13 protein-coding genes are annotated in these 14,433 nt (G+C 61.1%); 3 read left to right on the forward strand and 10 right to left on the reverse strand.

All coding sequences use genetic code 11. The annotated features are described in order from the left end of the window. Nucleotides 1–11 precede the first annotated feature (11 nt). The 5 genes from MGMSRV2_RS18470 to MGMSRV2_RS18490 all read right to left on the reverse strand — a co-directional run bounded on the left by MGMSRV2_RS18470 (nt 12) and on the right by MGMSRV2_RS18490 (nt 4,657). Nucleotides 12–374 carry a HEPN domain-containing protein gene (locus MGMSRV2_RS18470; protein ID WP_068504234.1) on the reverse strand — a complete coding sequence of 121 codons (363 nt, stop codon included), beginning with the start codon at nt 372–374 and terminating at the stop codon, nt 12–14. Nucleotides 375–397: 23 nt separating this feature from the next. Next, entirely contained in the window at nt 398–943 is a 546-nt protein-coding gene (locus tag MGMSRV2_RS18475; protein WP_024081902.1) for a nucleotidyltransferase domain-containing protein, read from the reverse strand. Between the two features lie 537 nt (nt 944–1,480). Further along, a complete protein-coding gene (locus MGMSRV2_RS18480; RefSeq protein WP_041634834.1) occupies nt 1,481–2,683 on the reverse strand; it encodes a hypothetical protein in 1,203 nt (400 codons plus the stop codon). Nucleotides 2,684–2,840: 157 nt separating this feature from the next. After that, nucleotides 2,841–3,362 carry a PIN domain-containing protein gene (locus tag MGMSRV2_RS18485; protein ID WP_024081904.1) on the reverse strand — a complete coding sequence of 174 codons (522 nt, stop codon included), beginning with the start codon at nt 3,360–3,362 and terminating at the stop codon, nt 2,841–2,843. 14 nt (nt 3,363–3,376) lie between these two features. Beyond that, nucleotides 3,377–4,657: a helix-turn-helix domain-containing protein gene (locus tag MGMSRV2_RS18490; RefSeq protein ID WP_024081905.1), complete on the reverse strand. Its 1,281-nt coding sequence runs from the start codon at nt 4,655–4,657 to the stop codon at nt 3,377–3,379. Nucleotides 4,658–4,794: 137 nt separating this feature from the next. Between MGMSRV2_RS18490 and MGMSRV2_RS18495 the strand changes: the two genes are divergently transcribed. Beyond that, nucleotides 4,795–5,592, forward strand: a complete 798-nt coding sequence (locus tag MGMSRV2_RS18495; RefSeq protein WP_024081906.1) for a hypothetical protein — start codon at nt 4,795–4,797, stop codon at nt 5,590–5,592. A gap of 499 nt (nt 5,593–6,091) precedes the next feature. Here the strand turns inward: MGMSRV2_RS18495 and MGMSRV2_RS18505 are convergent. Both MGMSRV2_RS18505 and MGMSRV2_RS18510 read right to left on the reverse strand, forming a co-directional pair. Beyond that, a protein-coding gene (locus MGMSRV2_RS18505; RefSeq protein WP_144084247.1) for an IS630 family transposase occupies nt 6,092–7,053 on the reverse strand; the annotation gives its coding sequence in 2 pieces (ribosomal slippage) (nt 6,092–6,705 and nt 6,705–7,053; 963 coding nt in all). Between the two features lie 129 nt (nt 7,054–7,182). Further along, complete coding sequence (locus tag MGMSRV2_RS18510; RefSeq protein ID WP_024081908.1) at nt 7,183–8,481, reverse strand: GntT/GntP/DsdX family permease; 1,299 nt, start codon at nt 8,479–8,481, stop codon at nt 7,183–7,185. A 128-nt stretch (nt 8,482–8,609) separates the two neighbouring features. On the opposite strand from MGMSRV2_RS18510, the gene MGMSRV2_RS18515 reads away from it, so the two are divergent. Both MGMSRV2_RS18515 and MGMSRV2_RS18525 read left to right on the forward strand, forming a co-directional pair. Next, a complete protein-coding gene (locus MGMSRV2_RS18515) occupies nt 8,610–9,884 on the forward strand; it encodes a glycoside hydrolase family 5 protein (protein ID WP_024081909.1) in 1,275 nt (424 codons plus the stop codon). Nucleotides 9,885–10,282: 398 nt separating this feature from the next. Then, a protein-coding gene (locus MGMSRV2_RS18525) for an IS3 family transposase (protein WP_144084343.1) occupies nt 10,283–11,447 on the forward strand; the annotation gives its coding sequence in 2 pieces (ribosomal slippage) (nt 10,283–10,539 and nt 10,538–11,447; 1,167 coding nt in all). 33 nt (nt 11,448–11,480) lie between these two features. Here the strand turns inward: MGMSRV2_RS18525 and MGMSRV2_RS21240 are convergent. The 3 genes from MGMSRV2_RS21240 to MGMSRV2_RS18545 all read right to left on the reverse strand — a co-directional run bounded on the left by MGMSRV2_RS21240 (nt 11,481) and on the right by MGMSRV2_RS18545 (nt 14,349). Continuing rightward, nucleotides 11,481–12,377, reverse strand: a complete 897-nt coding sequence (locus MGMSRV2_RS21240) for a hypothetical protein (protein WP_024081913.1) — start codon at nt 12,375–12,377, stop codon at nt 11,481–11,483. Nucleotides 12,378–12,383: 6 nt separating this feature from the next. Further along, a complete protein-coding gene (locus tag MGMSRV2_RS18540; protein ID WP_041633785.1) occupies nt 12,384–13,031 on the reverse strand; it encodes a hypothetical protein in 648 nt (215 codons plus the stop codon). An 82-nt stretch (nt 13,032–13,113) separates the two neighbouring features. Then, nucleotides 13,114–14,349, reverse strand: a complete 1,236-nt coding sequence (locus tag MGMSRV2_RS18545; RefSeq protein WP_158497788.1) for a type IV secretory system conjugative DNA transfer family protein — start codon at nt 14,347–14,349, stop codon at nt 13,114–13,116. Nucleotides 14,350–14,433 lie beyond the last annotated feature (84 nt).

Below are 14,433 nucleotides of genomic sequence, written 5' to 3' on the forward strand. Positions count from 1 at the left end.
ACCTCCCGCGATTATCGTTCGGACAGCCAGTCGCGGATCTCGGGCAGCAGCGCCTCGATGTCGGCCAGTGCGGCCTCGACATCGCCCGGATCGGGCATGGCCGGGAACCAGCCGCCGGGGCTGGGGTAGCGCCACGCCGTGGCTGCCGCCGACAGATTGTCGAGGCCCAGAAGATCCTCCTTGAAAACATGGCCGTCGGGAAGGGAGCCGGCGGCCTGTCCGATATTGTGTGTGCGGCCGACGGCGAGTCCTTCGCCTTCGCAGACCGCCCGCGTCATCTTCTCCGCCGCCTGCTGGGCATGGAAGATCGCCTGATCGGGCATTTCGGGAAGCAACCGTCGCGCGGCTTCGATGTCGCGCTCGGCAGCGGTCATCAGGGCGGAGAGGCGCCGGTTTGTCATTGGCTGACCGCCTGACCGCGCCAGCGGTCACGGAAGGGAGAGCCCGGGCTGGCATACAGCAACCGGCCTGCGCTGTCCGCCGCATGGGCAATGGTGCCGGGCCGTTGCCGTTCAGCCTCGAAATCGGCGAGGCGGCAGGGCACGACGTCGACGCCGATGCCGCAGCCCGCCACCGGCGCATAGGCGGCGAAATAGTCCGGGGGGCCGCTTTCGTCGTCGGGCAGGATGACCAGAAGGTCGAAATCGCTGTCCGGGCGCGCCGATCCGGCGGCGCGGCTGCCGAACAGGAAAAGCGCCACCGGGCGCAGGGCCGTCTTGAGGCGTCCAACCAGAAAGGACAACGCCGCGTCCTCGTTGCGGAACGGGCCGATGTTGCGGATCGCCGTGTCGCCACCAGTTCCCGGAACCAAGGACGGTCGCGTGCGGATGAATTCCAGCATGGCTGCCGTCATGCCCGGATCATCCTTGATGGCGTTGACGAGTTCGCGGACGGCATGTTGCCGATCGGGCTTCACCCGGAAGGTGATCGTGGGGGTGGACATGCGGAGCGTTCCAGTCTTGTGACACAGACTTTCACATATGTAATACGCAGTCGTGACGCAGGCAAGAGCTCGTATGGAAAGCACCCTGTGGTCCGATGCTCCTGCGCTCATTGCCATCGATCCATGGACTCCTCATGGACTCAATGAGGCACAAAATGTAGCGGGGTGGTGCGAAAGCGAGAGTGGTCTCGATATGGCCTATCGGTTTGATATGTTGAAGAAATGCGAAAATGTGAGGGGTGCGTGGTAGTCCCGAGAAACACAAAATATGGGTCTCATAACCTGAAGGTCGCAGGTTCAAATCCTGCCCCCGCAACCAAATTAGATAGAAATATCAAACAATTAGCCGCCCCTAGGGGCGGCTTTTTGCGTTTGGGCAATCGCCATGGACTCACCATGGACTCATCAGGAATCGAAATCCTGCGCAGGCGGGTTACGGCCTCGGCCCCAGAAAGGTCGTCAATTCGGTCAGCCAGGAAACCCAGGTGATACGCGGCAGGCCAAAATTTCCAGCGATTCCTGAACCTGACAAGAAAATCATCCCGAATTTTCCGCGGCATGGATGAGGTAATAATAATAGAAGAGCGACTTAATTAGCTGGTGGAGGCGGTTCATTTCCCGGTAGGCAATAAGCACTCTCCGCATGAATTCGATAAAATAGATCTCCTCCGACTTCTCCTGTCTCATGCCCTCCTTGCGAGGGTGATAAGTAATATTCTGAGTGATCTCGTCGTAATCCGTTTTGCAGTGCGCGATCGCGTTCCTTAGCTGGTTGTCGGCGGCCTGATCACCAAATGAAAACCAGTTGTCATCGATAAGGTCGTCCTTCTGACCAAAGGCCACATCCGCAAAGGCATGCAGGCTGTTAGGTGTGAGGTCCCTGCCCGACTTGGTTAGGCCGATCTCAGGCTTGAATGCATTGTGGTCGCCGCGTTTGAGCAGGTTGTTGATGCCGGCAACTAGGACAAATTGCCTAGAGATGATCTCGGTGATGTCTTTATACAGGTCCTTGAAGGTATCGAACTGATCGGCTGAAATCCGCATTGGAATGGCTTGATTTTGGTATTCAGTGTCGAAGTCCAGGAATAAAGCGGGCCGCAATGGTAGCTCAGCTTTGAGGATCCGGGGATAAATACCAAGGCAGGCCACCTGCATATTCTTTAGGAAGCCGGTATCCAGGATCTCGTCGATGAAGGCGCCGAAGCTAAGCTTTTGGGTGTTTGCTAAGTGCAACTGCACTTTCATGTACTGCTCGATATCCTCCAGCGCTTGCCCCGGCTTTGCGAAGGGCCACATCGTCACGGCGATGACGTCATAGAGAGCCGCATTCCGATCCTGCATTTTGTCGGAAACTACGGTGCCGTCGAACCGCCTCTCGATAGCATTCTTGAAGGGCACCCAACGCTCGCGGACGTAAAGCTTCAGCAGGGTCTCGAAGAAGCCGAACGTTGTGTATGTCGCGTCAAGCCGCTGCAGTCGAGCATTGTGAAGGTGAATGTTCTCTGCTCCGATGCGGCTGACTGCCCGCATGAATGGCGTATCGCCCATGACGTATTTGCCGAAATGCACCGGAAAATCCAAGTGCAGATCGACAAAGTTTGTTCCGTCGTCGAACGGCCCCATGGCCTCTATTTCGCTGGCACCGGAAACCCCCGCGTGCTTCCCGCCAATGACGATATCAATTGGCTGTCCGCAGTCCGGACAGCAGAACCGGAGGGGCTGCTCGGCCCGATTGGACATGCCAATCCGGCAATTCGTGATGGCGCCGCAGCTTTCGCATTTGAAGGACCTCATTATGTTCATGAGTGCGGTACCTCCTCGCGTTCATTTGCCGGCGGTGGTGGATTCTTTGCGTTGAGTGTACTTCGGGCGAAACCGCCTTCCAGAAACCTTGTGATCAGGTGATTTCGGAAAAGGATGAAATCTTCAGCTTGAACCGGTTATTGCTCGCCCAGTCCTCTAGGATGGTGTCGGCGGCCTCGACAGTTAGGGTTTCTGCCTGGATCAGGGTGACGATGATATCCTGCGTTCGCACGATATCCAGAGTCCGTTTCGCCAATCCTGCCTCGTGGAGCGCCCGGCTGATGGCGCGATTGTCGTCAATGGCCAGCCGGTGTCCCCGATTCAGCGCGACCGAGATGGCAGAGCATTCCCCCGTGCCCAGGCGCGGTGTCTGGCGGAGCCTCAGGAACAGTTCGACCTCGGTGGGGTCATCGACGCGCTGCTCGGAGAGGTATCCGGCTATCACCGCGGCACGGTAGCGCGCATGTTGATCGGGGTAGCTATCGGATATCTCGACCGCGACATGCTCGGTAGCCACGAACGCCGACGGGTGCGCCCCTATCAGATCCATCCGGTCGATTCGAAGGAAATTGATCAGGACGGAGGTGTCCGCGATGATGATGACCCCAGAGGACATTCGTTCGCTCCGGGTCAGCCTGCGCAGGCCGCTTCGGCAAGGTCGATCATTTCCGCCGGATCAATGCCCAGCTTGCGGCTGATTTCGGACAGGCGTCCGCGGGAGATTTCTTCCTGGCGGTACGCCTCCAGCGCCAGCCGGGTCAGCTGGTTGCGCAATTCGACCTCGTTCGCCTGTGGCGCTTCGCCTTCGTCGAGGATGTCCAGGAATCCCAGCAGCTTGATGTAGCGCTTGCCGACGTCCTTCTGCCCGATGAGGGCGTCAGTTTCCCCCTGGCCGATATGGCCCAGGCTTTTCAAGCGCCACACCGCCGCCTCGTAGCTGACACCGAAGTGCCGGGCCAGGGCGGCGGCATCTTGATAGGTGATGAACTGGGAGCCGGGACGGGGGCGAATTTCCGCCTCGATGGACGCATTGTTGGCGACGTCGAAAATGACCTGGGCCTGCCGGCTGGGCCGCCCCTTGTCGAGTTGCGCCAACTGCTCAACAACCCCTTCCGCCGGCATCAGGAAGGCTGCGGCGAATGCGTTCGCCCGCTTCTCGATTAGTTCTGAAGAATTCTCGCGCCGCGTCGTGGTGACGGGAGCCTGTCGGTCGAATAGCGCATGGGCGTATTCATGGGCGTAGGAGAAGCGTCGGCGCACCGGCCAATGGCGATCATTAACCAGGATGGCCAGTCCGATCGAGGCGTGCTTGACGAAGAATCCCGACAGGCTGTCGGGAAGGTCCGAGGCGGCGGCCCATATTCCCTGCTCGGTTATCATGCTGGCGATATTGCCCAGCGGGGAGTTGCCAAGGCCCATCCGTCGGCGCTCTTCCTGCGCTACCTGCTGGCCCTGGCGAATCGCATCGCCTGACGAGGCCATTCGGGCGGAGTAGTCGGGGACCGTTTGTTCGGTTGCCTGGTTCAGCATGAGCTTGAGGCCGGCACCCTCCCGGCACAGGTCGATGATGTGGGTGACGGCCTGATCGACTTCCGGCGTCTGGCCCATTTCGGGCAGGGCGCGGTGGAGCACCACGGAAATGTCCTCGGCGCCGGGTTCATCCTCGCCGAGAAGGAAGGCGGCAGGCTGTCCGTAAATCTCCGACAGGCGGCCCAGTTCGAGGGTGGACACCGTGCGATTGCCGGTTTCCATGTTGGTCACTGCGGTGCGGGGAAGACCGAGGGTGTCGGCGACAGCCTGCTGGCTCATGCCGCGACGTTCCCTGGCTGCGCGCAGACGGGCTCCCAAGTTCATCATGTCGGTCAATGCCTCGCAACCGTGGTTGGATGAGGATGCTCCGTGTCGGGCCATCTCATTTCCCTACTATATGGTGGCGGACAAGAAATGTCAAAAACATCCTTGACGGTCCGATTGATGGGGGTATTTTAAGTGGTGGAAGTGTGGGTGTCGGCGACAACCGTGGATGCGACCGAAGGGGCGCAAAAAGCATGGGCCACGTCAGGCTTGGGCGTCTTCCCTCGTCGAGGGATTGGCGCAAAATCGTCGGCTACGTGGCAGCGGGGGATATCTCCGTCGCCGAGCTTGCCGACGCCGTGGCCGATGCCTCGGACAAGTCGCTCATGAAGGCAATTCGGGACCCGGCTCTGATCGAGGCGATCTGGCTGCTCATGAAAATCCCACACGCAGCCCGGTCACCGAATTTTGCTCAGGAACTGCGCGCCCTGGGAATCTCCGTTCCCGCCAATCCGACCGTCACCGACGTGGTGGCCGGATTTGACGCCGCCGTGGAGGCCGTGCAGCGCCAGGGTGGAAAGGGCGTGACGGACCTGGGGGAAATGGCCAAGCAGGCGGGAATTGCCGCGCTGTACGGCGTTGTCCAGGATCGCCTGCCTTCCCTGTGGGCGCCGACCAGGGAGGATGAGCGAACGACACTCGCGAGCCTGGATGCCCCCGATCGCTTCGGTGATTTGTCGCAGCGGTTCTTCTCCCGGTTGGTTGAGCACAACATCCAGTATTTCCTTGACCGTGAAATGCCCAAGCACATCGGCCCGGACAAGATCAATCACTCGATCGGCGATATGGTCGCCTTTGACGGGGCTGTGCGGCGTCATTGCGAGGAAACCACGGTCATCATGCGGGCCTATGCCAAGGACTGGCTTGGAAACCATGGGTTCCATCAGGGGAAGAACCTGTCGCGCAAGGATGCCTCCAATTTTTCCTACACGGCTTTCGAGAAAATAAGAAGCGAACTGTCGGTCAGGAGAAGCGCCCATGTCTCAGTATAGCATCGTGTGCGGAGGCGAAAACGATCCTGGGGCCGCCGCTGATGTGGAGGTCATCCAACTCGATGTCCAGGGGCCGTCCAAGAATGTGAACCTGAGGATCGAGGATCTGAACAAGGCTCTGTTGAGCAACATTCCCGACGTTCTCCTCGATCTCCTTGAAGTCGCAGCATATGTCTATTGTGCCGACCAGAGGATTTCGCGCGGATCGGACAAGCGCAGCGATCCCGGCAGGACTGGTGCGGATAACGCTCACACCAAGCTGGGCGCACCCCTGTATTGGGGACGACCGACATGTGTGCATGCCCCAACGCCGACGGGGCTGGGGGGCAGGCTCACTGGCCGCAGGCAGGATGGCTGGATTTGGCACAAGGGGGCTACAGCGGACGTTCCCGACAAATGGCGGCTTCCGGGGGGATAGCGGTCGGAGGTGGAGAGCATGTCGGGCAGCATGAAGGCCATGTTCCCGAACAGTTCTGCCTTAGCGTTGTTTAGAGCATTTTCACATCGAGCGTCCATATCCGTCGTGGGCGAAGAAATTGGCGCATTCCTCGGGCGGAAACAGGTCGATGAGTTTTCCGATCACGTCCCATAAGGTGTTGATGGTGCGGGCTTGCGCCTTTCGCAGCAGGCTCTTGAGCTTGGCGAAGGCGAGCTCGATGGGATTGAGGTCTGGGGAGTAGGGCGGCAGATACCGCAGGGTGGCCCCTCGGGCTTCGATGAGTTGCTTGACCCCTGCCACCTTGTGGGCGGGCAGATTGTCCATTACGACGATGTCGCCGGGCCGCAAGGTCGGAGCCAGGACCTGCTCGACATAGGCCAGGAAGATCGCGCCATTCATCGCCTTGTCGATGACGAAGGGGGCGGAGATTCCGTCATGCCGGAGCGCCCCGACGAAGGTGGTCATTTTCCAATGACCGTGCGGCACCGCAGCCAGCAGCCGCTGACCGCGCGGCGCCCGTCCGTAGCGCCGGGTCATGTTGGTCGATGCCCCGGTTTCATCAAGGAAGACCAAGCGGGTTGGGTCCAGCGCCGGCTGCTCGGCTCGCCAGGCGATGCGTCCTTCGGCTACGTCGGGACGTTCCTGCTCGGCAGCATGCGCACTCTTTTTTTCAGACTGAGGTCGAGCCGCTCAAGCGTGTTCCACAGGCCGCCGACGCTGATCGACACGCCCAATTCGGCCAGAACCCAGGCGCGCAACTCAGCCAGCGTGGCATCGGGCTCGACCTTGATCTGCGCCTGCAACGCCTCAAGGTGAGCCGCCAGCTTCTGTCCTGGCCGCCCAGGCCGTGGCTTCACCGTCGTCTCGCCGGTGGCCCGGCGGCGGCCTTGGGCCTTGTAGATGTACGAAACGCTCACCCGGAACAGCGGCGCCACCTCGTAGGCGCTCATGCCGCTGTCCACAGCCGCCAAAACTCTATCGCGCAAGTCCTGAGAATAGGACTGCCCTGAGCGCCACGTCATCGCATCATCCTCGGGAGCGTTGTTACCGAAGATGTTGAATCACAAAATGACCTCAGGGGGAATCCTCTACCGATTCCGCTCGGCGTGAAACCGCTCTAGCTAACAAACAACGCGCTGCCCTCCACATTCCTAGTGAACAAGGCCCCATAGGGCCATCAGCACCACCAGCCCCGCCAGGGACTGCGCCAGGATTCCCAGACTGATCCGCTTCAGCGCCCCGGCCACGCCCAGACGGGCATGATCGGCGGCCAGCCAGAAGAAGCCATCATTGAGATGCGGCGCCGCCATGGCCCCCGCGCCGACCGCCACGGCGGCCAGGGCCGCGCCGTCGCCCCCGGTCAAGCCCAGCGGAACCAGCAAGGGCTGCACGATGCCGGCCGCCGTCAGCGTCGCCGTCAGCGCCGAACCCTGAAGGGCACGGGCCATCAGGGCCATCAGGAAGGGAAGGGCCGGCCCCAATACTGTCGGCAGCCCGGCCAGCCGCTCGGCCAGCAGCGGCGCCATGCCAGTATTGTAAAGGCTCATCTGCCAGCCGCCGACGGCCCCCACCGCCAGCAGCACGCCGACCGAGCGCCGGGCGCCCTCGGCCAGCCAGCCGTCGGAGCCAAGTGCCTGGCGCCCCAACGCCCCCATCACAACCAGGGCGCCGCCCAGTCCGAACAACAGCAGCAGCATGGGCCGCCCCAGGCCCAGGATGTTTTCTCGCGTATTGCCGCCGCCGAACGGCTCGGCGGGGATTTGGCCCAAGGCATGGCCGATGACCAGCCCCACCATGATGATGACGCCCGCCAGGCCGGCCCAGCCGGCCCGGCGATTGGGCGGCGCCGATGTGTTGTCCGCATCGCCGCAGTCATCGGCCCGCCCGGCCAGCCACAGCCCGACCAAAGCCTGGACCAGCGCCGCCGCCAGCCCGAAGCCCAGCCCCCAACGCCAGTCGCCGCCCAGAATGGCCAGCGCCGCGATGGGCAGCGGCGCCGGCACCAGGCAGCCATGGGCCGCGCTGATGCCGGAAGCAAGCGCCAGACCGACGCGGCCCCGCGCCTTGCCGGCCGCCCAGGCGATGGGGGTGACAGCCGCCAGACCGGCCAGGGGCGTGCCGCCCAGACCGGCCAGCAGGCCGCCGATCATTCCCAGCAACGGTCCGAACCGGCCGTCCAGCCTGGGCCGCCACCACAGGGCGGCGCCCGCCCGGTTCCAGGCCACCGAAAGCATGGCGCCCGCCACCACCGCCAGCCCGGCCGCCGCCAGGGTCTGGCCGAAGCCCATGTTGAATTCCTTGGCCGCCCAGGGAAACGAGCTGCCCGCCAATTGCCCGAACAGGGCGGCCCCCAGCAGCAGGGCGACGAACGGCATCAGGCCCAGCCGGCCTACGGCCAGTCCGATCAGCATCAGCACGATCACAAGGTAAAGGGCGTTAAGCTCGGGCACGGTGAAGCCTGTTGCGTGGCGGATATGGTGATTGGCTCATGCCCGCCGCCGCCGCCGCCTTCGCGGGGCTAGGCTACGACCGATATAACAGCATTGCGCCTTGGGGCGGCAAGGATTAATCAGAACGCATGACACTGCGGGCCTTCATCACGGCTGGATTTTTGGTGCTGGCGACGACCTTGCCGGCCTGGGCCGAAGGATTCATCCATGCCAGGGGCCGCGACCTGATCGCGCCCGATGGCAATGTCTTTCTGATCCGGGGTATTGCGCTGGGCAACTGGCTGATGCCGGAAGGCTATCTGTTCAAGTTCAAGAAGGCCAAGGCGCCCCGGGAAATCCATCAGCTGATGGAGCTGCTGCTGGGACCCGACGATGCCTGGGCGTTCTGGAGCGATTTCCGGGACCGCTGGGTGGCGGAAGACGATATTCGCCTCATCGCCAAGGCCGGCTTCAACACAATCCGCGTGCCGCTGCATTACGGCCTGTTCCTGGCTCAGAATGACCGGCTGGGATCCGACAGCAACCAGCCCATCCGGTTCGAAGGACCCGGCTGGGCTCTGCTGGATCGGCTGGTGGGCTGGTGCCGCCAGGCGGGCCTTCGCGTCATCATCGATCTGCACGCGGCGCCCGGCGGCCAGACCGGCGTCAATCACGACGACGGCACCGGCTTTCCCCTGGTCTTCTACCTGCCGCGCGAAAAGGCCCGCACCACGGCGCTATGGCGGGAAATCGCCCGGCGCTACGGCGCTGACCCCACCGTGCTGGGCTATGAACTGCTGAACGAGCCCATCAGCACCTATAACGACGAGGACCTGCTGAATTCCGGCCTTGAGCCCCTGTATCGCGAGCTGACCCAGGCGGTCCGCGAGGTGGCCCCCCACCAGCTGGTGTTCCTGGCCGCCGCCCAATGGGACCAGAATATGGGGCCGTTCGGCCCGCCCTTCGCCCCCAATCTGGTCTATGTTTATCACCAGTTCTGGTCCACCACCGGGCTGGACGCCATCCAGGATTACGTCAACTTCTCCAGGCTGAACCGGGTGCCCATTCTGCTGGGCGAGGCCGGCGAGGCCGAGGACGCCTGGAACCGCGATTATCACCGCCTGAACGAGCGTTACGGCTTTGGCTGGAGCTTCTGGACATACAAGAACCTGGAAAGCTCGGCCAGCGTGGTCAACGTCACCGCCCCCAAAGGCTGGACCAGAATCGCCGCCGCCGGGTCCATGGCCGATCCCAGCCTGGAGAAGGCGGGGCTGACCAGGGCCGAGGCCAAGGCCATCCTGTGGGACTATCTGGATGCCATTCGGCTGGCCCGGACCCAGGTCAATGTCTGCTATATCCGATCATTGGATCTGGGGGCGGATTTGCCCGATTCCCCTTGCCCGCGCCCGGCCAAGTGGCCGTGACGGCTGGTATTATTTCCGTACAAGCGTAAGATTATCATTGATGACCATTGGGGAAATCCCGATGCAGGGCGGGACGCTTCGTGTCATCGAAGCAGACGGTTACGCCAAAGCCCTCGACCTTATCTTCGAGAAACAGCCCCCCTCGAATATCCGCTTGGTACCCGCCTCAAGGAACAGCATGCGCCATGCCATGATGACGCTTCGAATACCGGCGCTGTGCTGCTAGCGTAACGGAGGATTTCTGTCTCATCTTCGTTCCCTTCGGTCACTACGATGAGCCAGAAATCCTCCGTTACGCAAAGACCCGATTTTGTCCCACGGGCGCTGACGTCAGACAACCTGAGACCAGAAAATTCGTCCAAATTTGGGTAGAGCCCGCCATCTACGGAGACGGACTCATGAAGCGCAGCCGGTTCACGGAAGAACAGATCATCGGCATCCTGAAGGAGCAGGAGGCCGGTCATGCGACGGCGGATGTGTGCCGCAAGCATGGGATTTCGAGCGCCACCTTCTACAAGTGGAAGGCCAAGTACGGCGGCCTGGAAGTGTCGGAGGCCAAGCGGCTGAAGGCGCTGGAGGAGGAGAACGCCCGGCTGAAGAAGCTGCTGGCCGAGGCCATGCTCGACAACGCCATCCTGAAGGATGTCGCCTCAAAAAATGGTGACGCCCGCCTCTTTGCGGTCTGCCGTTGCTCATGTCCGTGCCGATCACGGCGTGAGCGAGCGGCGGGCGTGCCTTGTGTTGGGGGCGGATCGGTCGACGATCCGGTATCGCTCCCGGCGCCCCGATGACACCGAATTCCGGGAGCGGCTGCGCGAGTTGTCGCGGCAGCGGCGACGCTTCGGCTATCGCCGCCTCCATCTCCTGCTGGCCCGGGAGGGCCATGCCATGAACCAGAAGAAGCTGCGTCGATTGTATGCAGAAGAGAAGCTCCAGGTCCGGCGGCGGGGCGGGCGCAAGCGTGCTTTGGGCACGCGGGCACCGATGACGATCACGCAGGGACCGAATCAACGCTGGTCGCTGGACTTCGTCGCCGATGCCTTCAGCGACGGGCGGCGTTTTCGCATCCTAACCGTGGTCGACGATTTCACCCGCGAGTGCCTGGCGCTGGTGGCCGACACCTCGCTGTCCGGTGCCCGTGTCGCCCGCGAACTGGATGGTTTACTCGCCAAGCGCGGCAGGCCGCTGATGATCGTCAGCGACAACGGCACCGAATTCACCAGCATGGCCATGCTGCGCTGGAGCCAGGATCACCAAGTGGAATGGCATTACATCGCCCCGGGCAAGCCCATGCAGAACGGCTTCGTCGAGAGCTTCAACGGCAGGCTCCGCGACGAATGCCTCAATGAGACGCTGTTCTCGTCACTGGCCCATGCCCGCCGCGTCCTCGCCGATTGGAAGGACAACTACAACCACGCGCGGCCCCATTCCGGTCTCGGCGGCCTTACCCCCGCCGAAGCCGCCACCAAGGCCGCGACGCAAGCAGGGCTGGGGCATGCCCCAGCCCTGCTTGCAATCACCGCCCGCTTCGGGCATCAAAACCACTCGGGTCTCCACCCATAACCGGAGGAAACTTCGGTCTCAGGTCAAAGGTCATTACGCCTCTTCCCAATCCCCAACATCCATGAGACGCGCCCATTGGGTGTTTGTCGGCTGTTCGGATGGGAAATGTCGACTCAAGATTGACAGCAAGGATGACCTGATCTCAGGCTCTGGAGCATTTTGTAAAAATGATAGCGTCTCTTCGAGAGCTACTCGTGGAACGTGGCTTAATGTCGAGCTGTGCATTATCCATTCGCGAATGTCGAAAGCTATGCCGATTGTGGTCTCGGCGCCGATGAGCCGCAACCAATGGTGAAAATCCACTGGTGAGACGGCGTAAATGATTTCACCCGGTCTGAGCAGAGCATTCAGGAAATGACTGTCCTCGATGGGATGGGCGCTATCTGATCCTGCGGGAATGATACAGGGGGCTGTCCCTTGGTTGGCTGGAGGTAGAATCAGCCAGTCAACTTTTGGCAGGGTGTTGTTGTCATACATGTCTGTAGCGAATGAACAACCGCCCATCTCGATATAGTCAGTGCCGGCCAAGATTGCGGCAGGATGGGCCGTGCAGAGCACCATGCCATTGAACAGAAGCCCTGGCCTGCCGCAGGAATGGCACGTGCGAAGACTCTCGGCCCGGACTCTGGAGATTACCGGTCCGGTGATTTCAGGATGAGAGGTTGTGACCACCAATTGCCCATCGATGTCGTCTATCGTCAGTATAGATGGTTGTTCCGGCAGGGCATCCAACGCATTCAGCATACGCCGGATGATGACGCTCCAGCCGATGTTGAAATCGACGCGCGTGTGGGGATCTGAATAGGAATGGAACGTTTGTTGGAAAGACCTGCACAAGACTGGATGATGTTGAAGGGTGCGCCATAGGTGGCTGAGCCATTGGCCACGGAATGGTCTTTGTTGCGGTTTCCGGGGACGAAACGATTCCATGGGGGATCATCCTTCCAGGGTGGCGAAGACGCTATGTGCCTTATGTCTTGCCTCTGAAGCATCAGGCTGTTTGGACGTCATCGTTTCCATAATTGAGCCAATGGCTTCAGCCACTAAGGGTGCCATGTCGAACATTGCCTTTTGCAGATTGTCCTGTGCCAAGGCGTGGCGATAAGCCTGCCGCTGTGGCTCGGATTTCAGTGAGTAGGTCAGGTCAAACAGGTCGCCGCTCAGACGATCAAAGCAGGTCATTCTAGACGCAGGGGTGCAAATCAGAATGGTCCGGCGTAATTCGTCATTCATCAGCAGTTCGAAGTAAGCTTGTCCGCAGGTGTCGATTGTGCTGCGCAATTGTGTGGTTACGTCATCGGCACAATAGTCTTGTGGGATCCACTGAATATGGGCTGTGGCGACGGCGACAACCGGCGAGTCGCTGTCTTGTTGTCTGGGCAAGGTTAATGCGTCGTCATCAAAAGGGTCCGGCCATTGGCCCATTCCATAGCTGTCCAAGGCGTCTTCGCTTAGCAGGCAGAAGAACCGTTCAGAACGAACCGTGCCGTATTTAAGGAACAAAAAGGCCCTGTTCGCCGCCCTATCAGGGGTAAGGAACTTAAGGGGCTCATCGGCTGCTACCAAGCTTTCGATCTGGTTCATTTCATCTTCAAAGGGAAAGCCCATTCTAAGCCCCTGTGGTGATTGAACACTTCGTGCGACCAGCCCTCGTCAGCCTTACCGATCACCCGATCTGCGGTGCGAACAACGGATTGGGGCGAAACTGTCCTTGGTAGCGCAGATCGGTCAGATAATTGGGGCGACGAGCGCGAATGGCGGGAAGGCCCGCCATGGACAAGATCTGTTCATCGTGTCGTAACCCCAGGATTTCGCCCTCGTATCCGGTCACTGACTGAATGGCGGCAGCCGACATTGCTGTCGCCGCCCCAAAGGCCTGGATGATGCCGGCATTTTCGATCAGGGTCCGCCAATCAGGATAAAGATGCTGTATCTGTGCGAGGGATTGCCAATGGGTCCACACCTGCACCCCTTGCCCACGCAGCAAGGTAATGGCCACACGCAATTCGTCCAGCGGTCCCAATTGGGCGGCTTCGTCCACCATCAGCAAGGTCGGCATGGGCGGTCGGTGTTTACGCATGGCTAGGGTGCGAATGATCGTCGTCATCCAGACCCGCAGCAATTTGCTGTGGCTGTCCAGTTTGTCAGGCGGCAAAACCAAATACAGCGTCATCGGGGCACCACCGGTCAGGTCGGCCAGATCAACGGCGTTGCCTGAAGAAATGCCGGCTCGCGTACCGGGAGATGACAGGAAATTCAGTGCGGCGCGAATGGATGACAACACGGAACCGAATGTCTTGTCGGGCAGTGACAGCAATTGGTTTGCCGATTCGGCGATGCGGCCGTCGAACTTGCGTTCGATTTTCATAGCCCCCAGAAACGCCGCCAAGCCTTCGTTTCCTTGGGCGAACAGTCGCTGCACCGTGTCGATGCTTTTCAGGTGTGGCGGGGCGTGCAGGGCAACCCACAACAAGGCGCCGGTCATGATTTGCCGGGCCGATATATCCCAGAATGGATCGCTGGAAATGGATGCAGGGGTCAGAGATTGGCTGAGGGCCACGGCCTCGTCGGTGGCGTTCGGAGAGTCGTCGATCAAGTCCAAGGGGTTGAGTGACGCACATTGGGCCTCCGCGGCATCCGCGATACCGAACGGGTCGATCCGCAGGACTTTCTGGCCCATGCGACGGCGTGCGGCCGCAGTCACCGCGCAGACCTCGCCCTTGGGGTCAACCACCACCGCTGGGCCTGGCCATGTCAGCAGGGACGGAATCACGGCCCCGGTGGTTTTGCCGGAACCGGTGGGGGCAATGGTGACGAGGGGCGCGTCCGAGGTATAGACGATGTCGCCACCTCTCTCGTCGTGGCAATGGTGATGCCTGCCAAATCCCATGGGGGCGGTCAAGGGCGGCAATCTGCTGCCCAAAAATAATCCGGGGACGGACGAAACCTTGTCGTTCATGTCGTCGCTCCTCCAAGCCCTGCTTGC

It is taken from the genome of Magnetospirillum gryphiswaldense MSR-1 v2 (assembly GCF_000513295.1).
Classification (GTDB): Bacteria; Pseudomonadota; Alphaproteobacteria; order Rhodospirillales; family Magnetospirillaceae; genus Magnetospirillum; species Magnetospirillum gryphiswaldense.